The following is a 21,785-nucleotide window of genomic DNA, read 5'->3' on the forward strand; positions in this document are numbered from 1 at the left end:
GTTCCGGCCTGGAGCACGGGCGCCCGCCCGCTCGCTCGTGGAGGTGTATGGGAACCCCGCATGTACCGGGGTTCTCGGGAGCGCTATTCCTGATGGAAGAGGTCGACCAGGTCCTGCTCGGTCAACATCTTGCCGAAGTCGCCATCCGCGCCCAGCACGCCCGCGGCCAGCTCCTTCTTGCGCTTCTGCAGGCTGAGGATCTTCTCCTCCACCGTGCCGCGGGTAATCAGCTTGTAGCTGATGACGGCGCGCGTCTGGCCGATGCGGTGCGTACGGTCCGTCGCCTGGTCCTCCACGGCGGGGTTCCACCACGGATCATAATGGATGACGTAGTCGGCCGCCGTGAGGTTGAGGCCGGTGCCACCCGCCTTGAGGCTGATGAAGAAGAGCGGGGGGCCGTCGGGACGGTTGAACTCGTCCACCTTGCCCATGCGGTCCTTCGTGCGGCCATCCAGGTAGAGGTAGCCCAGGCCACGCCGATCCGCCTCGCCCTTGAGCAGTTCCAGCATCTCGGTGAACTGGCTGAAGACGAGCGCGCGGTGGCCCTCGGCGACCAGGTCGTCCACGAGCTGACCGAAGCGCTCGAGCTTGGCGCTCGAGGGCAGGAGCGTGCCCGGGGGCATCTTGAGCAACCGCGGATCGCAGCACACCTGACGCAGCCGCATGAGCGCGGCGAGGATGGAGACGCGGCTGCGCTTGAAGCCCATCTTCTCGATGGACTCGCTCACCTTGCGGCGGCTCTCCTCGAGCACCTCGCGGTAGAGCGCCGCCTGGCCCGGCTCCATCTCGCACCACGCCACGCTCTCCGTCTTGGGCGGCAAGTCCTTGGCGACCTCCGTCTTGAGCCGACGCAAGATGAAGGGCTGGATGCGGCGGCGCAGACGGTCGCGCACCGAGGTGTCGTTGGCCACCTGGATGGGCTGCTCGAAGCGATCGCTGAACCCCTCGGCGCTGCCGAGAAAGCCCGGCATGAGGAAGTCGAAGAGGCTCCACAGCTCGCTGAGCCGGTTCTCCAGCGGCGTGCCCGTGAGCGCCAGTCGCGTGTCGCTCGGCAGCGACTTGCAGGCCTGGGCGGTGGCGCTGTCCGCGTTCTTGATGTTCTGCGCCTCGTCCAGAATGATGTAGCGGAAGCCCACCTGGCTGAGCGCCTCCAGGTCGCGCCGCACGAGAGCGTAGGAGGTGAGCACGAGGTCCGCGGCCTTCAGGTCCTCCACACGCTCCTTGCGATCCTGCCCGTGCCACACGACGACCTTGAGGCCCGGCGTGAAGCGCTCGGCCTCGCGCTCCCAGTTGGCCAGCACGCTGGTGGGCGCCACCACGAGCGACGGCTTGCGGCCCTCCTCGTTGGCCACCTTGCGCAAGAGGCTCAGGGACTGGATCGTCTTTCCGAGACCCATGTCGTCCGCGAGGATGCCGGACAGTCCGTGGCGGTGCAGGAACCATAGCCAGGACAGGCCCGACTCCTGGTAGTGGCGCAGCGTGGCGTTGAGTCCGTCGGGCAGCGCCACCTTGGGCACGCCGTTGGTGTCGCGCAGCTCGGTCATCGCCTTGCGCGCCTTGGTCTCCACCTCGGTGTAGTCGCCCAGCTCCGCGAGCAGATCCAACGCGACGGCCTGATGCAGCGGCAGGCGCGTGCGCGTGCGCCCCGGCAGCGCCCCCGCCTCCTCCAGGAGGTCCGCGGCGCGCTTGAGCTCCGCGAGGTCCGCCTCCGCGTAGGTGCCGTCCTTGAGCGGCACGAAGCGCCGGCCCGAGTCGAGCCACATGCGCACCGCGCCCAGGTCCACCGCCTGATCATCGGTGATGAACTCGGCGTCCAGCTCGAACCAGCTCACCCCGCTCATGCCCACGCGGATGCGCGGCCGCAGCTTCGGCCGCAGCCGCACCTTGGGCGCCTGCACGCCGAAGCGCTCCCAGCTGCTCGGCAGGGACGCGAGGCCCCGCGCCCAGAACTCGATCGCCCCATCCCCGCTCGCGTCGTACGCGTGGGTGTGCGGATCGTAGCGCAGCCCCAGGTCCTGCAGGCGCTTGCCCGCGGCGCGCTCCTCCTCTTCGCGGCGCCGGTAGAGCTTGCGGCCCTCGCTGCCCACGCCGCTCGCGTAGCCCAGGTGCGAGGCCGTGGGGGACACGGCGACCGTGGTCTGCCCGTAGCGCGCGGCGAGCTGCACCTTCACGCGCTCGGAGGTGCCCTCCAGGGTGAGCAGGAAGCGCGGCTCCACGGACTCGTCCACGTCGATGTCGTCCGCCTTGAGCGCCATCTGGAAGCGCGGCAGGTGGGCGGCGAAGAACGTGAGCACCCGATCCAACTGCCCCACCGGGAAGGCCATGGTGGGCTCCAAGAGCCACTTGCGCACCAGCCGCGGCGGCAGGTCCGGCTCCACCGGCAGCAGGTTCTGCCCGGAGATGATGTACGTGCGCATGCCCGCCAGCAGGATGGCGTCCTTGAGCGACAGGCTCGTGCCATCCGGCATGAGCAGCTCGATGCGCGCGGTGGCGCCGTCCTGGCGCGACTCGAGGTGGATCTGCGGCCGGACCGGCTCGTTGGAGAAGATGAGCGCGGTGCCCCGGTAGATGACGCGGCGCTGGCGCAGGAACTCGAACAGCTCGCACAGGTCCTCGTCGGACAGCACGATGCGCGAGTCGTAGCGCTGCTCGTGCTTGGCCAGCAGGATGAAGACGCGCTCGTCGGGGGGCGCGATGCGCATGCCGGCCTGGAGCATCCGCTTGATATGCACCGGCCCCTTCATCTGCGCGTCCTGGCGGCGCACGTCGATGAGCCAGTGACGCCCGCCGGGACCCGCGTTGGTGGGCGTGAGCCGGTAGAGGAACTCGTAGTCCGGCTGGGAGGACAGGCCCAGCCAGCTCTCCACCTTCGCGAGCGCGGGCAGGCTCACCGCGTCCCCCGGCTGCCCTTCCTCCATGGGCACGGGCTCCTCCGAGTCGGCCGGGGCCTCGTCCTCGTCCCGGGAGGGCTCGGCGGCCGGGGCCGACGCGGCAGCAGCGGCCGCCGGGGCCGCGGCGTTGGCCGACGCGCTGGCCGCGGCGGCGATCATCGAGGCGCGCAGCCGGGCGGCGAAGATGAGGGCGGCGGCCACCACGTGCTCGCAGTGGGGCCCCTGGACGTTCCAGGCCTCGCAAGTGCACTTGGAGATGGGCTTGCCATCGCCCACGTCGAGGGTGACCTCGTAGCGCACCTCGGGCGCGTCGGAGCTGGCCACCTGGGCCCGGATGCGTCCGCCATCCCGGTTGAGTCCGAAGACGCGGCGGGATTCCGCGACCTCGCGGCCCTTCTTGAAGGTGAGGGGCGGAACCTCCGCCTTGAGGGTCCGGAGCCACTGGCCATCAAGAGCGGGCGGTGCTTCTCGTGTGTCGGCGATGGAAGGCACGTTCTGGCAAGTCCCTTCCCCCCGGGGCGAGGGGAATCCATTCGATTACCACAGACGGGACGTCTCGCGTCGTGGGAAAAATAAAGGCCGGTGGCCAAACGATGTTTGATCGCTCACCCACCTCACGGCCCACTCCTTGTGAGAGCATGGTCGGTCGAGATGAAACGCCCCAACCCCCCTCGCGTCTTCGTCACCCGGCAATTGCCAGGAGAGGCGCTCGCCCGACTGGCCGTGCATACCTCACCCCGCGTCTGGCCGGAACCCCTTCCCCCTCCGCCAGACGTCCTCCAGGCGGAAGCCCGGGAGGCCGAGGGGCTCATCACCCTCTTGACCGACCGGGTAGACGAGGCCCTGCTCACCCAGGCCCCCCACCTGAGGGTGGTCAGCAACGTGGCGGTGGGCCACGACAACATCGACGTGGGCGCCTGTAGCGCCCGGCGCATCGCGGTGGGCAACACCCCCGGGGTGCTCACCGAGACGACGGCGGACTTCGCCTTCGCCCTGCTCCTGGGGCTGGCGCGGCGGGTGGCGGAGGCGGATGCCTACGTGCGTGCGGGCCAGTGGCGCACCTGGGAGCCCGGCCTGCTGCTGGGCCCGGACGTCCACGGGGCCACGCTGGGCATCGTGGGCCTGGGCGCCATTGGCGCGGCGGTGGCCCGGCGCGCCCGGGGCTTCGGCATGCGGCTGCTGTACGTCAACCGCCAGGCCCGGCCGGAGCTGGAGGCGGAGCTGGGCCTCACGCGCGTGGACAAGGCCACGCTGCTGGCCCAATCGGATGTCGTCTCGCTGCACGTGCCCCTCTCCCCCGAGACCCGCCACTGGCTGGGACGGGCGGAGCTGGCCGCCATGAAACCCGGCGCCCTGCTGGTGAACACCGCCCGGGGGCCCGTGGTGGACCAATCCGCGCTCGTGGACGCGCTCCAGAGCGGGCACCTGGGTGGCGCCGCCCTGGACGTGACGGACCCCGAGCCCCTGCCACTCGACAGCCCCCTCTTGCACCTGCCCCGGGTGCTGCTCGCCCCCCACATCGCCAGCGCCAGCCACGCCACCCGTGGCCGCATGGCCTCCATGGCGGTGGACAACCTGCTCGCCGCGATGGAGGGTCGCCCGCCGCCGAATTGTGTCAACCCGGAGATCTACCGCCCATGAGTCCGACTCCCCCGCCCTCCCCCTTCATCGCCGGCCATGACGCCACCCTCCTCGACGAGGTGAAGAAGCGCCTGCGCGACGTGCCGGACTTCCCCAAGCCGGGCATCCTCTTCAAGGACGTGACGCCCGTGCTCGCCGACCCCCACCTGTTCCACCGCGTGGTGGACGCCATGGCGGCGCCCTTCCGGGGCCAGCGCATCGACCGGGTGGTGGCCGTGGAGTCGCGCGGCTTCCTGTTCGGCGCGCCCATCGCCCTCACCCTGCACGCGGGCTTCTCCCCCGCGCGCAAGCCGGGAAAGCTGCCCTGGCGCACGCGCACCGAGCGCTACGCGCTGGAGTACGGCGAGGACGCCCTGCAGTTGCACGAGGACGCGGTGGCCCGGGGGGACCGGGTGCTCATCGTGGATGATCTGCTGGCCACGGGCGGCACCGCCACGGCCACGCAGCGCCTGGTGACGGCGCTGGGCGCGGAAGTGGTGGGCTACAGCTTCCTCATCTCGCTGGACTTCCTGCCCGGACGCGAGCGCCTGGGCCGCGACAAGGTCTGCTCCCTGCTCTCCTATTGAGGCTCGCGCAGCAGCGAGAAGCCGATGTTCGCGCCCCAGCCGAGCACGCGCCCCAGGTGGATGTTGAGCAGCGACAGGGGCTCGAGGTAGCGCGAGTTCATCAGGGGTCCGGCGTCCACCGCGTCGAACCCCAGCCGCACGAGGATCTCCCGCACCCGCTGCTTCGCCGCGTCCTCGTCGCCCGCGTAGAACATCGTGACGGGCCGGCCCTCGAGCCGGGAGCGCTGGGCGGCGTACACCTCCGCGAAGACGGCGTTGAAGGCCTTCACCACACTCGCCTCCGGAAAGCGCCGGGAGATCTCCTCGGCGCCGGACGTCGTGTGCCCCATGCTCAGCGCCCGGTGGTTGTCGGTGAGCGGGTTGGTGACGTCGACGAGGATCTTCCCCGCGAGCGTCTCGCGCAGCGGCTCGAGCGTGGGGACGATCTGCGTGAAGGGCAGCGTCAGCAGCAGGAGGTCGCACGCCTCCACCAGCGCGCGCGGCTCCAGGGCCGTGGCGCCGGGGCCCGCGTCGCGCGCCGCCTCGAGCGCATGCGCCTGGGTGCGCGAGGTGAAGGCCACCTCGTAGCCCACCCGGGTCATCCAGGCCCCCAGCGCCCGCCCCACCTTCCCACTGCCGATGATTCCAATCCGCATGACACCTCCCGCGAGCCCCTGTTATCAGCGCGCGGCGCCGCTGGTGGCGCGTTGTGTCAAACCTCCCAGAAAAAAGAAGGACGAGCGAGATGGCGGAGCCAGTTCAAGAAGCGATTCATGCCATGGAGGCCTATACCGGCGCCGAGAAGGGCTACCGGCGCGCCCACTCCCGGGGGCTGGTGTTCCGTGCGACGTTCACCCCCTCGCCCGACGCCCGGGGCCTGACGACGGCGGAGCACTTCCAGGGCCCTCCCATCCGCACGCTCGTGCGGCTGTCGAACGCCGCGGGCAGCCCCCACGCCGGGGATCGCGTGTCGCCCACCCGGGGCCGGGTGCTGGGCCTCGCCGTGCGCTTCACCCTGCCCTCGGGCGGGTTCGCCACCTGGGCCGCCGCCAACATCCCCGTCTTCCTCGTCCGCACGCCCGAGGAGTTCGTGCAGCTCACCACCGCCCAGCGCCCCGAGGGCGAGAAGCGCAAGCCCAACCCGCTGCGCCTGCTGGGCTACCTCGCCACGCACCTGAGCACGCTGCGCGGCATCAAGGGCGTCGCCCAGCTCAAGCCCACGCCCAGCTTCGCCCACGAGCGCTTCAACGGCATCCACGCCTACCATCTGGTGGACGCCCACGGACAGCGTCGCACCTTCCGCTACCGCTGGGTGCCCCTGGCCGGCCCCGCCACCCTGAGCGAGGCCGAGGCCGCCGAGCGCCCCGAGCAGTACCTGCTCGATGAAATCCGCGAGCGCGTTTCGCGCGAGCGCGTGTCCTGGGATCTCGAGTTGCAGCTGGCCCAGCCCGGTGATCCCACCCACGACGCCACCCGCGCCTGGCCCGAGGACCGCCCGCTGGTGACCGTCGGCCGGCTCGTGCTCGAGCGCCCCTATGAGGACCAGCGCGAGTCCGAGCAGTTCGTCTTCGATCCGACCGGCGTCGTCCCCGGCATCGAGCTGTCCGACGACCCCATCCTGCGCTTCCGCTCCCAGGTGTACCGCGAGTCCCACCACCGCCGCTCCCAGGAGACCAAGCCCGAGCCCAAGCCGGCCGACCTGGGGCAGTAGCCGGGTCCGTCCGGTTGACGCCGGACCCCCCGCGCGTTTATAGGTTGTTCGACCAACCTATGAACAGGGGGTTCGGACATGGCCCGCCCATCGAACACGGAGGAGCGTCGGAGGCAGATCGTCCAGGGGCTGCTGCGGGTGATGGCCGAGCGCGGCTACGAGCGCGCGTCCATCGCGGAGATCGCGAAGGCGGCGGAGCTGAGCCCGGGCCTGGTGCACTACCACTTCACCCAGAAGCAGGAGGTGCTCCTGGCGTTGGTGGAGCAGCTCGCGGAGCGGGGGCGGGAGCGGGTGAAGGCGCGGCTGGCGCGGACGAAGGGAGGGCCGCGGGCGCGGGTGGAGGCCTTCATCGAGGCCTTGCTCGCCACGGGAGACGAAGCGGAGCCGGAGGCGGTGGCGGCCTGGGTGACCATCAGCGCGGAGGCGCTGCGCCAGCCCGAGGTGCGCGCGGCCTACGACAAGGTGGTGCGCGCGGACCTGGCGCACCTGGAGGAGCTGGTCGGTGAGGGGCTGGGCCGGGAGCGGGCGCGGGCGGTGGCGGCGGGGCTCTTCGCGGCGATCCAGGGCTACTTCGTGCTCTCGACGGCCGCTCCGGGGCTGATTCCCCCGGGCTCGGCCGCGGGCACGGTGAAGCGCATGGCCGCGGGGCTGCTCGACACGGACGGCCCGGAGGCGCGGCGATGATTCGCATCCTTCCCACATGGAGCCCCGAGCAGCACCTCTGTTCCCCCCCTTCTCGCTGGAGTCCGCGATGAGCCTGTCCTTCGTCACCCTCGGCATCGGCGATGCCTTCTCCGCCCTGTACTACTCCTCCTGCCTGGCGCTCGAAGCCGAGGGCCAGGTGCTGCTCGTGGACTGTCCGCACCCCATCCGCAAGATGATGCGCGAGGCCAGCCTGACCTCGGGGGTGACGCTGGACGCCGACCGCGTGTCGGGCCTCGTGCTCACCCACCTGCACGCCGACCACAGCTCGGGCGTGGAAGGGCTCGGCTACTTCTCCTTCTTCGTGCTCAAGCGGAAGCTGCGACTGCTCGCCCACCCGGACGTGACGCGCCGGCTGTGGGACGGCCACCTCGCCGCCGGCATGGAGGATCTCATCCGCACGCCCGGAGGCGAGCCCGAGCGCCATGGGCTCGACGACTACTTCGAGCCCCTGCCACTCTCCACCGAGGAGGCCGTGCGCTTCGGCCCCTTCTCCATCGAGTGCCGCCGCACCTACCACCACGTGCCCACCACGGCGCTGCGCATCCGCGCCGGCGGGCGCTGCCTCGGCTACAGCGCGGACACCGCCTATGACGAGGGGTTGATCGCCTGGCTCGGCGAGGCGGACCTCGTGGTGCACGAGACGAACCACGGCGTCCACACGCCCTACGCGAAGCTGGCGGCCCTGCCCGAGGCCGTTCGCGCGAAGATGCGGCTCATCCACTACCCGGATGGGTTCGACCTCGCGACGAGCAACATCGAACCGCTCGCCCAGGGACGCCGCTACACGGTGTGAGCCACCCGAACCGCCCGCCACCTCGCTGTGCGAGAGGGAGGGCGCACCTGCGACGGCGCGTCACGGACGGGTCACGCGAGAAGGATGTACAAGCGGGCCCAACGTGGGAGATTCTCGCCGCCGAAATTCCCATGTCCTCTCCGTTCCGCCCGCCGAGCCTCTCCGCCCTTCTCCTGGCCCCCCTGCTGCTCGCGGGCTGTGCCTCCCTGTTGGGACGCACGTCTCCGTCTCCCGAGCCGGAGTTGGAGGACGAGCCCACCGTCACCGTCACCCTCCTGCACGTCAACGACGTGTACCAGTTCACTCCGGTGGACTTCGGGGGCCGGGGAGGACTGGCGCGGCTGTCCACCCTGCACAAGCAGGTGCTCGCCGAGTCGCCCCACACGCTGTTCCTGATGGCCGGCGACACGCTGGGGCCCTCGGTGGAGTCCACCTTCCACAAGGGCAAGCAGATGATCGACGCGTGGAACGCCCTGGGACTGGACTACGCGGTGCTGGGCAACCACGAGTTCGACTTCGGGCCGGACGTGCTGCGCCAGCGCATCAAGGAGTCGCGCTTCACGTGGCTGGGCGCCAACGTCATGGACAAGGAGACCCGGCGCCCCTTCGCGGACACGCCGCCCTTCGTCATCCGCGAGGTGGGCGGGGTGAAGGTGGGCCTCTTCGGGGTGCTGCTGGGCAAGACGAAGTACAGCTCCAAGCCCGGGCCGAACGTGTACTTCACGGACACCTGCGCCAAGGCGCGCGAGGTGGTGCCGCTCATGAAGGCCCAGGGCGCCCAGGTGATCGTCGGGCTCACGCACCTGTTCGTGGCCGAGGACAAGGCGCTCGCGCGCTGCGCGCCCATCGACGTCATCATCGGCGGCCACGAGCACATCCTGATGCAGGCGGTGTCCAACGGCACGCCCATCGTGAAGATGTCCTCCGAGGCGCGCGAGCTGGGACGCGTCACGCTGCACGTGGGCACGCGCAGCGGCAAGCTGCGCAGCATGGACTTCGACGTGCTGCCGGTGACGCCGGACGTGCCCGAGGACACCGCCTTCACCGCCGCCATGCGCCCGTATGACGCGCTGACGGCCGAGCTGTCCGAGCCCGTGGGCCGCACCTCCGTGCCGCTCGACGCGAACGAGCAGGCCAACCGCAACCACGAGACCAACCTGGGCTCCTTCATCGCGGACGCCTACCGCCAGGCCGCGGGCGCGCAGGTGGCGCTCATCAACGGCGGAGGCATCCGCTCGGACTCGGTGCTGCGGCCCGGGCCCCTCACCCGCCGGGACGTGCTGGCCATCCACCCCTTCCCGGACTCGGTGGTGAGCATCGAGGTGACGGGCGCGGTGCTGCTCCAGGCGCTGGAGCACGGCGTGAGCCGCAGCGCCGAGGAGGCGGACCCGGGGCGCTTCCCCCAGGTCTCCGGCATCCACTACACCTTCGACGTCTGCCGGCCCGTGGGCGAGCGCATCGTGAGCGTCAACGTGAATGGCGAGCCGCTCGATGCCAGGCGCACGTACACGCTCGCCACCAACTCGTACATCTCCGGCGGCGGCGACGGGTACACCATGTTCAAGGGCGCGAAGTACCAGGTCGCCCCCAAGCAGGGACGGACCACCCAGGAGGTGCTGCGCGCCGCCTTCGCGTCCGCGCCCTCCATCGTCCCCGCCACGGACGGCCGCATCCGGCGGCTGCGCGCGGGGGCCCATGACGTGGCGACCACGGACGAGGAAATTCCCATCTCCTGCCCCATCGGCGCCCGGGCGGCGCACTAGCCGCTACGCCCACCCGCGCAGCCGGTACACCAGCCGCCCGAACAGCTCCCGCAGCGCGTCCGTGCCCACCGACAGGTTGGATGCCCGGGGCTGCCACCAGGCGCCGTGCGGGTACCAGGCATGCGAGCGCACATCCACCGCGAGCGTGTCCGGATGCAGCCCCACCGCCTCGAAGGTCCCCAGCGCCCGGGGCATGTGCGCCGCGCTCGTCACCAGCAGCAGCTTGCTCCAGCCCCGCTCGCGGATGAGGGGCTCGGAGTTCAACGCGTTCTCGCGCGTGTTGCGGCTCTTGCCTTCCCGGACGATCCGCTCGGGCTCAATCCCCCACATCATCAACTGGCGCGCGAGCAGGTTCGCCTCCACCGGCGCCTCCGGGCGCGTGTCCAGCGTGCCCGCCGCCAGGAGCACGTGGCGCGCCTTGCCCTCGCGCAGCAGCTCGAAGCCCCGCATGATGCGCTCCGGCGCGGGGTTGTACTCGGGATAGCCCGAGCGCTCCGTGGCGTCCGCGTCCACCGCCCCGCCCAGCACGATGACGGCGTCGTAGACGGTGTCCGGCTGGTACGTGGACACCACGCCCGCTTCCACCCAGCGCTGGAGCGCGTTGGCCACGGCCTCGGTGGAGAAGACGTACAGCGTGAGCCACCCGAACACCTGGAGCCCCACCGCCAGCCGCGCCCGCCTCCGGCGCAACGCGCCTCCCACCGCCATCAACAGCAGCGCCCAGGTGAGGGGCGCGAGGAACAGATCCAACACCTTCGACAGGAAGATGAACACGCCCGGGCCTAGCGCTCGCCCCAGTGGAGCTTCTTGCGGAGGATGGAGAAGTAGCCCACGCTCGGGTCACGCAAGAGCTGCACCCGGTTGGGCGAGCGCACCACCTCGATGCTGTCCCCGCACTGCAGGCCGTGGCCCGTCTGCCCATCCAGCGTGAGGAAGGTGTCCGCGGTCTCGCTGCACAGGGTGATGCGGATGGTGCGATCGGCGGGCACGAGCGTGGAGCGGTGCGTGAGGGCGTGCGAGCAGATGGGCGTGAGCACCGTGCAGTCCACCGAGGGGTGGACGATGGGCCCGCCCGCGGACAGCGAGTAGGCGGTGGAGCCCGTGGGCGTGGCCAGGATGACGCCGTCCGCCTTGTACATGGCCACGGGCACGCCCTCGATGGACACCTCGTGGTCCGCCACGCGCGCGAGCGCCCCCTTGTTGATGACCACGTCGTTGAGGACCTCGTCCTGCACCAGCACCTTGCCGTCGCGCACCAGCCGGCAGCACAGCTTCATGCGCGACTCCAGCTTGAAGCGGCCCGCGAGCACCGCGTCCAGCGCGGGGAAGATGCCGTCCGCGGAGATCTCCGTCATGAAGCCCAGTGTGCCCAGGTTCACTCCGAGAATGGGCGTGGGGCGCCCATCGAGCATCCGCGCCGCGTGGATGAGGGTGCCATCCCCCCCGAGCACCACCACGAGATCCGCCCGGCTCACCAGCTCCCGATCCTCGATGCGCGGCCAGCCGAGCGTGTGGGCCAGGAGGCGGTCCCCCAGCACCTCCAGCGAGGGGTAGCGTTCACGGATCCGCAGGGCGAGTTCCGCCGCCTCGGGCTTGTCCTTCTTCGCAACCAGAACCAGGGTGTGCACGATGGGTTCGGGTTGTAGACCAAGCGCCCCGGCTCGCGCTGGAGGAAATGGCCGCTTCGATGACCTCGTGACACCGGCGGGGCGCCGAACCGTCCCGGAGGGAGCCCCCGTGGCCACTCCCGGACCCGTCAGAGGCCGTACGCGGGAGCGATGACGTTCTCCCAGAGGGGACGGTTGAACTCGTAGCCGTTGCCGGTGCCCGAGGCCGGCAGCTTGAAGGTGCCTTGGTCCTTGCCCTTGGCGTAGTTGCGGTAGCCATGGGTGGCCTTGAAGAACAGATCCTTCGCCCCCACGGAGATGCGGTTCACCACCGCGGTGGTGGTGGTGCCCACGGGAATGGCTCCGTACGCCATCAGCACCGCGTGGTTGGTGAGATCCGGCTTGAAGCCGTCATAGGCGTAGGTGATGGAGCTGCGCGCGCCGTTGGCGTCGTTGGAGTGGAACTCCTTGAGCTGGCCCACCTTGCCCTTGTTGGCCAACTGGGCACAGCCCTCCACCAGATAGCCCGAGTGCTCGCCCGTGCTCAGCAGCACCCCGGCGCCCGCGTTGAGGCCACAATCCACGGTGGCGCTGAACGTGTCGTTCGCCAGCAGCACGTAGATGTCGAAGAGCTGGTCGAGCGCCAGGCCCTTGTAGCGATAGTCGCGGATGGCGCTCTCGATGGTGGCGGCGCTGGGAGCCCCCGCGCCCGGCGTGCTGACATTCGTGTTGAAGACCGAGGCGAGCCGGGTGAGGCCCGCCGAGGTGAGCTGCGTCACGAAGGAGGCGTGCTTGTAGCCGTTGAGGAACGTGTCCGTCGCGGTCCGTCCCCCCAGGTACAGCGTGGAGACGAGCATCGCGCCCACCATGCCCTCGCGGTAGTTGGGGTTCCAGTCGCGGTCGAGGTTGGTGTCACCATCGATGCCCGTGGGCGTGGCGCTGCCCGCGTTGCTCGTGTCGGAGGTGGTGTAGGCCGAGCCCACCAGCGTCGCCTTCATGATGAGATCGATCTTCGTCTTCTCGGCGGCGGTGAGCTGCTCCCAGACGCGCGGGGTGCGTTTGGCGATGGCGAACATGCCCGTCATCATCCGCTCGTGCTGGGCCATGTAGCCGCCGTTGGCGAACGGATCCCGGTTGCCGCCGATGACGTAGCGCATCTGCTGCAGGAGCCTCGCGTCGGCGCTCGTGTTCCCCTTGAAGGCCGCGATGGCGAGGAGGATGGACTGGCCATTGCAGTTGGAGCAGTAGCGCTCCCCCGTGGAGTTGACGCCGAACCACCCCAGCGGCGCGGCGATGGCCTGGTCCACCGTGGCCTGCGGAGGGCTGGCGAGCGCCGGCACCGCGAGCCCCTCCTCCCCCGCTCCGAGCGCGGCCTCTTCTTCTGGAGTGGGGCCCGCACCACAACCCATCAGGGACATCACCACGAGGGACGAGAGCAGACGACGCATGCGAGCGCTCCGGAGCAAGGGCTTGAAAAGCGCTTAACCCAAAAAACCGGAAATGTGAACAGACCCGCAATACGAGTAAAGCCGCTCAATGCCCCCCGTTCACGTCATGGGCGTCCACTTGCGTTCGCTGGAGGCCGACTCGACCGTCTTCTCGATGAAGCGCACCCCGCGCGCGCCATCGGTGACGCGCGGATAGTCCGCGGCGATCGGATCCGCGCGCACGCCGGCGAGCCGGGCGCGGATGTCCGCCGCGACGCCCAGGTACACGTTGGCGAACGCCTCGATGAAGGCCTCGGGATGACCGGAGGGCACGCGGCAGGCGCGGCGCGACGACTCGCTCAACCACGGCGAGCCCCGTGTGAGGATGCGCCTGGGTCCATCGAGTGGCGCATGCACCAGCTGGTTGGGCTCTTCCTGCCGCCATTCGAGTGAGCCCTGAGAGCCGAACACGCGCAGGCGCAAGTCGTTCTCGAAGCCGGCGGCGATCTGCGAGGCGACCAACACGCCCCTCACCCCCCCGCGCCAGCGCAGCAGCAGGTTGCCATCGTCATCGAGCCGGCGTCCGGGAACGAGCGAGCCCAGGTCCGCGCAGATCGCCTCGATCTCGAGCCCCGTGACGGTGGCGGCCAGGTTCTCGGCATGCGAGCCGATGTCACCGATGGCGCCCGCCGCCCCGCTCTTCTCGGGATCCGTGCGCCAGCCGGCCTGCTTGTTGCCCTGGGCCTCGAGGTGCGTGGCGAGCCAGCCCTGGTTGTACTCGACGGTCACCTTGCGCAGCTCGCCCAGGACGCCGCCGCGCACCAGCTCCCGCGCCTCGCGGACCATGGGATAGCCGGTGTAGTTGTAGGTGACGCCGAACACGATGCCGGTCCGCTCCACCGTGCGCACGAGCTGCTCGGCCTGGGCGCTGGTGTGCACGAGCGGCTTGTCACACACCACGTGGATGCCGGCCTCGGCGAACGCCCTGGCCACCGGGTAGTGCACGTGGTTGGGCGTGACGATGGAGACGAAGTCGATGCGCTCGTCCACCGGGCGCTTCAGCTCATCGGCGAGCAGCTCCTCCCAGTGGCCGTGATTGCGCGCGTCGGCCAGGCCCAGGTCGCGGCCGGAAGCGCGCGCCTTGTCCGGGTCGGACGAGAGCGCGCCGGCGACCAGTTCCATCTGCCCGTCCAGGGCCATGGCACGCCGGTGCACCGCGCCGATGAACGCGTCACGCCCACCACCGACCATGGCGTAGCGCAGCTTGCGATCGTGCGAGGCGCTCATTTCGCCGCCCGGGTCTGCTTGTCCTTGTCGAACGCGGCGTCGAACGCTCCCGCCGCGGCGGGGAAGTCGAGCCGCTTGCAGAAGGCCGCGCTCTCGGTCGCTCCGTGCACGCGGTCCATCCGGCTGTCCTCCCATTCCACGCTCAACGGTCCCGTGTAGCCGGTGTCGTTGAGCGCGACGATGATGGACTCGAAGTCGATCAGCCCCCGGCCCACGCTGCGGAAGTCCCAGTAGCGGCGCGCATCGCCGAAGCTCGTGTGGCCACCGAACACGCCGACGGTGCCGTCGCCCCGGCCCCACCACACGTCCTTCATGTGCACGTTGAAGACGCGACCCGCGAACGTGCGGAGGAACTTCACGTAGTCCACGCCCTGGTAGCCGAGGTGGCTGGGGTCGAAGTTGAAGCCGAAGCGGCGGTGGCCCTTCACCGCCTCGAGCGCGCGCTGGGCGGTGGCGATGTCGAAGGCGATCTCCGTCGGGTGCACCTCGAGCGCGAAGCGGACATCATGCTCCTCGAACACGTCGAGGATGGGCGTCCAGCGGCGGGCGAAGTCGGCGAAGCCCTTGTCCCAGAAGGCCTGGGAGGTGGGCGGGAAGGCATAGGTGGCGTGCCACACCGACGAGCCCGTGAAGCCCGTGACGGTCTTCACGCCGAAGGCGGCGGCGGCGCGCGCCGTCTCCTTCATCTCCTGGGCGGCGCGCTGGCGCACCCCTTCCGGCTCACCATCTCCCCACACGTGCTCGGGAAGGATGGACTGGTGCCGCTCGTCGATCAGGTCGCACACGGCCTGGCCGACCAGGTGGTTGCTGATCGCGAGGCATTGCAGTCCATGGGACTCGAGCAGGGCCCGCTTGTCGCGCACGTACGCCTTGGAGGCGAGCGCCTCGCGCACGTTGAAGTGATCGCCCGAGCAGGCCAGCTCCAGGCCGTCATAGCCCATGCGCCGGGCCAGCGGAGCGAGTTCGGAGAGAGGCAGGTCGGCCCACTGGCCGGTGAACAGCATGACGGGTCTTGGCATGGTCGGAGTCCTGGAAGGGGGAGACACCCCGCGGCCCCACCCGCGCGGGAGGGGCCGGGGATGGAAGACACCTAGAAGGGCGAGTTCGGGAAGTAGAACTGCTGGGCGTTCTCCTTGGTGATGAGCACCGAGGGGATGATCGTCTTGGGGGGCAGCGCCTCGCCCTTGAGGCGCGCCTCGGCCGTCAGCTTGATGGCCTCGTAGATGAACTTGGGCGAGTAGGAGACGTCGGCCTGGACGAGCTTGTTCTTGCCCTCGAGGATGGTCTTGACCATGCCCTTGGAGCCCGCGCCACCGAACACCTCCTGGATGTCGGTGCGCTTGGCCTGCTCGATGGCCTTGAGCACTCCGACGGCCATGTCGTCATCGGCGGCCCACACGGCGTCGATCTGCTTGAAGCGCGTGAGGTAGTCCTGCATCACCTTGAAGGCATCGTCGCGGTTCCAGTTGGCGTAGCGCGCGTCGAGCAGCTTGATGTCGGGGTAGTTCTTCAGCACGGCCTTGAAGGCGTCCATGCGCTCGTTGTCGATCGTGGTCGCGATGCCACGCAGCGCCACGATGTTGCCCTTGCCGTTGAGGCGCTTGGCCAGGTACTCGGCCGGAATGCGGCCGAAGGCGGTGTTGTCCCCGGCGACGTAGGCATCCTGCGCGCTGGTATCGGTCAGCCCCCGGTCGACCACGGTGACGTAGACGCCCTTGCCCTTCACCTGCGCCACGGGCCGGGTGAGCGAGGCGGACTCGAAGGGGAAGACGACCAGGGTGTTGATCTTGTTGACGGTCAGCAGGTCCTGGAGCTGATTGGCCTGCTCGGAGGCATTGGCCGCCGTCTTCACGGTGATCTTCAGCCCCGGGTGCTGCTTCTCCAGCTCCTTCTTGGCCTCGTTGGCCCACCAGACGATGCCGCCGGTGAAGCCGTGGGTGGCCGCCGGGATGGCCACGCCGAGGTTGACCTGCTTGTCCTGCGCGAGCGCTCCGGACGCGGTGAGGAGCGCGGCCATGGCGGATAAGCCGAAGGCGAGTCTACGGAAGATGGGCTTCATACGGGTTGTCTCCTGGTGGGGTAAGGGAGAACGACAGGGCAGCCCCCGGCTGCCGGACGACACGGCTCACTTCGTCACGAGGCGCCTTTGCGTCGGCGCTGCATGAACGCCACGCCGATGATCACGAAGCCCTGAACCGCCGAGTTCAGGTACACGCTGATGACGCTGGTGAGGTTGAGGATGTTGCTGATGACGGACAGCAGCACCGCGCCCACGACGGTTCCGGTGACGGTGCCCGAGCCGCCCTTGAGCGCGGTGCCCCCGACGATCACCGCCGCGATCGCCTCCAGCTCCCACAACAGCCCGGTGGTGGGCGAGGAGGAGCCGAGGCGCGGCACGTACAGGACGGTGGCGATGCCCACGCAGACGCCGAGCAGCACGTAGGTGAGCACCTTGATGCGGTTGACGTCCACGGCGGCGTAGCGCGCCACCTGCTCGTTGGAGCCGATGGCCTGCACGTAGCGGCCGTAGGCCGTGCGATTGAGGATGAGCCCGCCCCCGAGCGCGACGGCGAGGAACACCCAGACGGGAACCGGGAGGAGGAAGCTCGCGTAGTAGACGGGGCCGTAGGCGTCGGACAGGTCCGAGTCCAGGGTGATGGCGCCGCCGTCGGCGAAGTACGTGAGGTACGCCCGGAAGATGCCGAGCGTGCCGAGCGTCACGATGAACGGCTCGATGCCTCCCCGGGCGATCAGCAGGCCGTGCGCGAGGCCGAACAGCGCGCCGAGCAGGAGCGCGAAGCCGATGCCGAGCGCGATCACCGACACGGGGGAGCCGAGCGACGGGGCCAGTCGGTTCATCAGGAGGATCATCGCGCCGGCGATGAGCGCGGCCATCGAGCCCACGGAGAGATCGATGCCTCCGGAGATGATGACGAAGCACATGCCCACCGCGATGATGCCGATGAAGGCGGTGCGCGTGAGCACGTTCATCACGTTGTCGAGCGTGGCGAAGTCGCCGTTGAGCAGGGTGCCGGCGATGCACAGCACGATGAGCCCGAGCAGCGGGCCGAAGCCATGCAGGAGGGCGCGGACACGGTGCAGCGGCGTCCCCTCCGAGGCGGCCAGGGCGGTGGCCCCCGGCCGAAGGGAGTCAGTGGGTTCCGGTGGCATGGGCGATGAGTTCCTCTTCGGTCAGGTGGTCGGCCTCGAGCGTGGTGCGGAGCTGGCCGCCGCGCATCACCGCCACGCGGTGGCACAGTCCGATCAGCTCCATCAGCTCGGAGGAGATGACGATCACGGCCCGGCCCTCGCGGGCCAGCGCCTCGATCAAGAAGTAGATGTCGCGCTTGGCGCCCACGTCGACGCCGCGCGTGGGCTCGTCGAGCACCACCACCTTGGGGTCGGGGTGCAGCACCTTGGCGAGCGCGAGCTTCTGTTGGTTGCCGCCGGACAGGGCCGAGGCGCGGTTGTCCAGGGAGCCCGTGCGGATGCCGAAGCGCTTCACGGCGTCCTCGAGTGCCTGGCGCTCGGCCTCGGGCCGCAGCCAGGGCGTGGCGTAGCGCGAGAGCGCCATCATGGTCAGGTTCTCGCGCAGGCCGAAGTGCACGTGCAGGCCCTTCCCCTTGCGATCCTCGCTGAGGTACGTGAGCCCGTCCCCGGCGGCATCCCGGGGGTTGCGCCAGTGGGCGCGGCGGCCGTCGAGCTCGACGCGCTCCACCTCGCGTGGCCGCAAGCCGAGGAGTCCCTCGAACAGCTCGGTGCGACCGGCGCCGACCAGTCCCGCGAAGCCGAGGATCTCTCCGGGACGCACGTCGAAGCTCACGTCCCGGGCCCATCCCGGCACCGTCAGTCCCCGCACACTCAGCCGGGGTGGAACGTCCGCGGGAGGGGGCGCCTTGGGCGGATAGAGGTCCGAGGCCTCGCGGCCGACCATGAGGCTGGCCATCTGGTGGCGCGTCACGTCGCGCGTCGCCGAGCGGGCGACGAAGCGGCCATCCCGCATCACCACCACTTCATCCGTGATGCGCTCCACCTCGTCCAGCTTGTGCGAGATGTAGAGCATCGAGACGCCATCGGCCTTGAGCTGGGCGATCAACGCGAACAGGCGCTCGGTCTCGCCCGGCGTCAGCGTGGCGGTGGGCTCGTCCATGATGAGCAGCCGCGCCTTGCGGGCCAGCGCCTTGGCGATCTCCACCAGTTGCTTCTCCGCCACGATCAACTGGCGCACCGGCGTCTCGGGAGAGGCCCGCAGCCCCACCTGCTCCAGCACGCGCGCGGACTCGCGGTTCATCGCCGCGTCGTCCAACAACCAGCCGCGCTTCTTCTCGTGACCGAGGAAGATGTTCTGCGCGATCGTCAGGTCCTCGGCGAGGTTGAACTCCTGGTGGATCAACACGATGCCCCGGGCCTCGGCCTGGCGGGAGCCGGTGAAGTGGACCGCCTCGCCATTGACGAGCACTTCGCCCGAGGTGGCCGACTCGTAGCCGGAGAGGATCTTCATCAGCGTGGACTTGCCCGCGCCGTTCTCGCCCAGCAGGCCGATGACCCGGCCAGGCGGCAGCGCGAAGCTGACCCCGTGCAGCACCCGTACCGGGCCGAACGCCTTCACGACGTCACGGAACTCGATGGCGAGACTCATTGCGCGGCTCCCTTCATCCGCAGCGTCTCCTGCATGGCCAGCACCGCGGCGCCAATGAGCCCCGACTGCTCCCCGAGGGGGGAGAGCTGGATCTCGAGCTGGCGCGTGGAGAGCGCCAACGAGCGCTGGTAGATGCTCTGCCGCAGCGACGCGAGGAACAGCGGGCCGATGCGCATCATCGAGCCGCCGAAGAAGATGTGCGACGGGTTGAAGAAGTTCACGGCCGACGCGAGCATCTGTCCGATGAGCCCGCCCGCGCGTTGCACGATGGCGTTGGCCGCCGCGTCCCCCGCGCGGCTGGCGCGCGCCACGTCCTCGGGGCGGATGGTGCCGGTGGCCGCCAGGGTCTCCGCGAGCAACGCGCTCTCGCCCGCCTCCACCGCCGCGCGTGCCATGCGGGCGATCGCCGGCCCCGCCGCCATCGCCTCCACGCAGCCCAGGTTGCCGCAGTGGCAGCGCGGACCGGACGGGTCCACGCAGATGTGGCCGACATCTCCCGCCGAGCCGGTGGCGCCCCGGTACACCTGCCCCTGGCACACGATGCCGCAGCCGATGCCGGTGCCCACCTTGATGACCAGGAAGTCGTGCAGCGAGCGCTGCAGCCGCCACAGCTCCCCGAGCGCCATGATGTTGACGTCGTTGTCCACGAAGAGGGGCGCGGCGAAGTCGGCCTTCATGTCGTCGCGGATGGAGAAGCCATCCCACTCGGGCATGAGCGGTGGGTTGACGAGCTGACCGGACTCGAAGTTGACGGGGCCTGGCACGCCCATGCCGATGCCGATGACGTCGTGGGCCGAGAGGCCGGCCTGCTCCAGTAACTGACGCAGCAGCGCCCGCACGCGCGCGAGGACGAGCTCGGGGCCCTGGCGCACGTCCGCGGATTCCACGTGCCGCGCGAGCACCTGCAGGTCCGGCGTCAGCACGCCCACTCGCAGGCCGGTCGCGCCGAGATCCGCCGCCAGCAGCACGCCCAGCCCCCGATGCAGCCGCAGCGTCTCGGCCCGGCGGCCACCGGACGAGGCCTGCAAGCCGTTCTCCTCCAGCAGTCCCCGCTCCAGCAGCCCCGCCACCACCGCGTTGGCTCGCGTCTTGGAGAAGGCCGAGCGCCGGGCGAGCGCGTCGCGAGACAGGCCGCTGGACCAGAACACCATGTCCAGCAGGGCGAGCTCTCCAGGAGATAGGCCGTTCCAGCGGTTCAAGTCGGATCTCTGCGGGGGTGAAGGACGTTGCGCGAAAGCCGAAGTCCAAACTACCCAGGCGGACTTCGGCCCGACAACAAAGAACTTCGACCCTAAATGGGTCGATACTCATGCACCTCGTGCGGAATCGATTCACTGAACGGAAGAAAGCGCACCTCTCGAAGGACGGCCTGGCGGTCGCGGCGGCGCATCGGCGCGGTGACAGGGTCGGAGGGGGACAACAGTATTTCCCCATGGATCTCTTCGATCACGCCAGCCGCAAGGACGAGGCCACCCTGGCGCCCCTCGCCGAGCGGATGCGCCCCACCCGCCTGGAGGAGTTCGTCGGCCAGGAGCACCTGACGGGCGAAGGCCGCTTCCTGCGCCGGGCCATCCAGCAGGATCAGGTGCCGTCGATCATCCTCTGGGGCCCACCGGGGACGGGCAAGACGACGCTCGCCCACCTCATCGCCCACTCCACCGGCGCCGCCTTCGAGTCGCTCTCCGCGGTGCTCTCCGGCGTGAAGGAGATCCGCGAGACGGTGGCGCGAGCGCAGGAGCGCTGGAAGATGCGCCGCCAGCGCACCCTGCTCTTCGTGGACGAGATCCACCGCTTCAACAAGGGGCAGCAGGACGCGCTCCTGCCGCACGTGGAGAAGGGAACCGTCACCCTCATCGGGGCCACCACGGAGAACCCCTCGTTCGAGCTGAACGCGGCGCTCCTGTCGCGCGCGCGCGTCGTCACCCTGCGCGGGCTGGAGGAGGAGGAGCTCGTGGCGCTCTTGCGCCGGGCGGTGGAGTCGCCCAGGGGCCTCGCGGGCAAGGTGCGGGTGGACGACGAGACCCTCACCTTCCTCGTGCAGGCGTCGGGAGGCGATGCGCGCAAGGCGCTCACGGCGCTGGAGGCCGCGGCCGCGCATGGAGGCACCCGCGTGGACAAGGCCATCGCCGAGGAGGCCCTGCAACACAAGGCGTTGCTCTACGACAAGGCGGGCGAGGAGCACTACAACGTCGTGAGCGCCTTCATCAAATCCATGCGGGGCTCGGACGTGGACGCCGCGCTCTACTGGATGACGCGCATGCTGGAGGCGGGAGAGGATCCGGTCTTCATCTTCCGGCGCATGGTCATCTTCGCCTCGGAGGACGTGGGCAACGCGGACCCGCGCGCCCTGGGAGTGGCGGTGGACGCGCTGCGCGCCTTCGAGCTGATGGGCCTGCCCGAGGGCACCCTGCCGCTGACCCAGGCGGTGACGTACCTGGCGCTCGCGCCCAAGTCCAACGCGGTCATCTCCGCGTACGCCGCGGTGCGCGCCGCCGTCACGGAAGGAGGCGCGCTGCCGGTGCCCGCGCACCTGCGCAACGCGCCCACGAAGCTGATGAAGTCACTGGGCTACGGCGCGGGTTACAAGTACCCGCACAACTTCGAGGGCAACTACGTCCCGGAGGACTACCTGCCCTCGGCGCTCGAGGGCCGGCGCTTCTACACGCCCACGCGCAACGGCTTCGAGCGGGAGATGGCCGAGCGCTACGAGGAGATCCAACGTCAACTGGAGAGCCGCTCGCGCGAACCGGGCGAGGAGGGTTGAGCGGCGCTCCCG

General features: G+C 69.9%; 18 protein-coding genes. 7 read left to right on the forward strand and 11 right to left on the reverse strand.

The genetic code is table 11. The features are described from left to right. Positions 1-83: 83 nt before the first annotated feature. Positions 84-3,383, reverse strand: a complete 3,300-nt coding sequence (locus D187_RS14395; protein ID WP_002621593.1) for a DEAD/DEAH box helicase — start codon at positions 3,381-3,383, stop codon at positions 84-86. 159 nt (positions 3,384-3,542) lie between these two features. On the opposite strand from D187_RS14395, the gene D187_RS14400 reads away from it, so the two are divergent. Together D187_RS14400 and D187_RS14405 are read left to right on the forward strand one after the other, a co-directional pair. Beyond that, on the forward strand, positions 3,543-4,532 hold the full coding sequence (locus D187_RS14400) for a 2-hydroxyacid dehydrogenase (RefSeq protein ID WP_002621594.1): 990 nt from the start codon (positions 3,543-3,545) through the stop codon (positions 4,530-4,532). Next, positions 4,529-5,098, forward strand: coding sequence for an adenine phosphoribosyltransferase (locus D187_RS14405; protein WP_002621595.1), 570 nt, complete (start codon positions 4,529-4,531; stop codon positions 5,096-5,098). The genes D187_RS14400 and D187_RS14405 overlap by 4 nt, the downstream gene beginning before the upstream one ends. Here D187_RS14405 and D187_RS14410 read toward each other — a convergent pair. Next, a complete protein-coding gene (locus tag D187_RS14410; protein ID WP_002621596.1) occupies positions 5,092-5,733 on the reverse strand; it encodes an NADPH-dependent F420 reductase in 642 nt (213 codons plus the stop codon). The genes D187_RS14405 and D187_RS14410 overlap by 7 nt on opposite strands. A gap of 122 nt (positions 5,734-5,855) precedes the next feature. Between D187_RS14410 and D187_RS14415 the strand changes: the two genes are divergently transcribed. From D187_RS14415 to D187_RS14430, 4 genes are all read left to right on the forward strand, one after another. Beyond that, positions 5,856-6,788 (forward strand): catalase family peroxidase, encoded by a 933-nt coding sequence (locus D187_RS14415; RefSeq protein WP_211241512.1) that lies wholly within the window; start codon positions 5,856-5,858, stop codon positions 6,786-6,788. A 78-nt stretch (positions 6,789-6,866) separates the two neighbouring features. Beyond that, on the forward strand, positions 6,867-7,472 hold the full coding sequence (locus D187_RS14420) for a TetR family transcriptional regulator (RefSeq protein ID WP_002621598.1): 606 nt from the start codon (positions 6,867-6,869) through the stop codon (positions 7,470-7,472). 67 nt (positions 7,473-7,539) lie between these two features. Beyond that, positions 7,540-8,286: an MBL fold metallo-hydrolase gene (locus tag D187_RS14425; RefSeq protein ID WP_002621599.1), complete on the forward strand. Its 747-nt coding sequence runs from the start codon at positions 7,540-7,542 to the stop codon at positions 8,284-8,286. A 131-nt stretch (positions 8,287-8,417) separates the two neighbouring features. Next, entirely contained in the window at positions 8,418-10,049 is a 1,632-nt protein-coding gene (locus D187_RS14430; protein ID WP_002621600.1) for a bifunctional metallophosphatase/5'-nucleotidase, read from the forward strand. 3 nt (positions 10,050-10,052) lie between these two features. Here D187_RS14430 and D187_RS14435 read toward each other — a convergent pair whose 3' ends face one another. The 9 genes from D187_RS14435 to D187_RS14475 all read right to left on the reverse strand — a co-directional run bounded on the left by D187_RS14435 (position 10,053) and on the right by D187_RS14475 (position 20,208). After that, complete coding sequence (locus D187_RS14435) at positions 10,053-10,823, reverse strand: YdcF family protein (RefSeq protein ID WP_002621601.1); 771 nt, start codon at positions 10,821-10,823, stop codon at positions 10,053-10,055. 8 nt (positions 10,824-10,831) lie between these two features. Continuing rightward, entirely contained in the window at positions 10,832-11,677 is an 846-nt protein-coding gene (locus tag D187_RS14440) for an NAD(+)/NADH kinase (RefSeq protein WP_002621602.1), read from the reverse strand. A gap of 128 nt (positions 11,678-11,805) precedes the next feature. After that, positions 11,806-13,104 carry a hypothetical protein gene (locus D187_RS14445; RefSeq protein WP_002621603.1) on the reverse strand — a complete coding sequence of 433 codons (1,299 nt, stop codon included), beginning with the start codon at positions 13,102-13,104 and terminating at the stop codon, positions 11,806-11,808. A 99-nt stretch (positions 13,105-13,203) separates the two neighbouring features. Beyond that, positions 13,204-14,370: a Gfo/Idh/MocA family protein gene (locus D187_RS14450; RefSeq protein ID WP_002621604.1), complete on the reverse strand. Its 1,167-nt coding sequence runs from the start codon at positions 14,368-14,370 to the stop codon at positions 13,204-13,206. Next, positions 14,367-15,389 (reverse strand): sugar phosphate isomerase/epimerase family protein, encoded by a 1,023-nt coding sequence (locus tag D187_RS14455; protein ID WP_002621605.1) that lies wholly within the window; start codon positions 15,387-15,389, stop codon positions 14,367-14,369. Before D187_RS14455 ends, D187_RS14450 begins: the two co-directional genes overlap by 4 nt. 71 nt (positions 15,390-15,460) lie before the next feature. Beyond that, positions 15,461-16,429 (reverse strand): substrate-binding domain-containing protein, encoded by a 969-nt coding sequence (locus D187_RS14460; protein ID WP_002621606.1) that lies wholly within the window; start codon positions 16,427-16,429, stop codon positions 15,461-15,463. Positions 16,430-16,503: 74 nt separating this feature from the next. Then, on the reverse strand, positions 16,504-17,541 hold the full coding sequence (locus D187_RS14465) for an ABC transporter permease (RefSeq protein WP_002621607.1): 1,038 nt from the start codon (positions 17,539-17,541) through the stop codon (positions 16,504-16,506). Further along, positions 17,522-19,009: a sugar ABC transporter ATP-binding protein gene (locus D187_RS14470; protein WP_002621608.1), complete on the reverse strand. Its 1,488-nt coding sequence runs from the start codon at positions 19,007-19,009 to the stop codon at positions 17,522-17,524. Before D187_RS14470 ends, D187_RS14465 begins: the two co-directional genes overlap by 20 nt. Continuing rightward, positions 19,006-20,208 (reverse strand): ROK family transcriptional regulator, encoded by a 1,203-nt coding sequence (locus D187_RS14475; RefSeq protein WP_002621609.1) that lies wholly within the window; start codon positions 20,206-20,208, stop codon positions 19,006-19,008. The genes D187_RS14470 and D187_RS14475 overlap by 4 nt, the downstream gene beginning before the upstream one ends. A gap of 233 nt (positions 20,209-20,441) precedes the next feature. Between D187_RS14475 and D187_RS14480 the strand changes: the two genes are divergently transcribed. Beyond that, positions 20,442-21,773 carry a replication-associated recombination protein A gene (locus D187_RS14480; protein ID WP_002621610.1) on the forward strand — a complete coding sequence of 444 codons (1,332 nt, stop codon included), beginning with the start codon at positions 20,442-20,444 and terminating at the stop codon, positions 21,771-21,773. Positions 21,774-21,785 lie beyond the last annotated feature (12 nt).

Origin of the sequence: Cystobacter fuscus DSM 2262 (assembly GCF_000335475.2) — a bacterium.
In the GTDB taxonomy this organism is placed as follows: Bacteria; Myxococcota; Myxococcia; order Myxococcales; family Myxococcaceae; genus Cystobacter; species Cystobacter fuscus.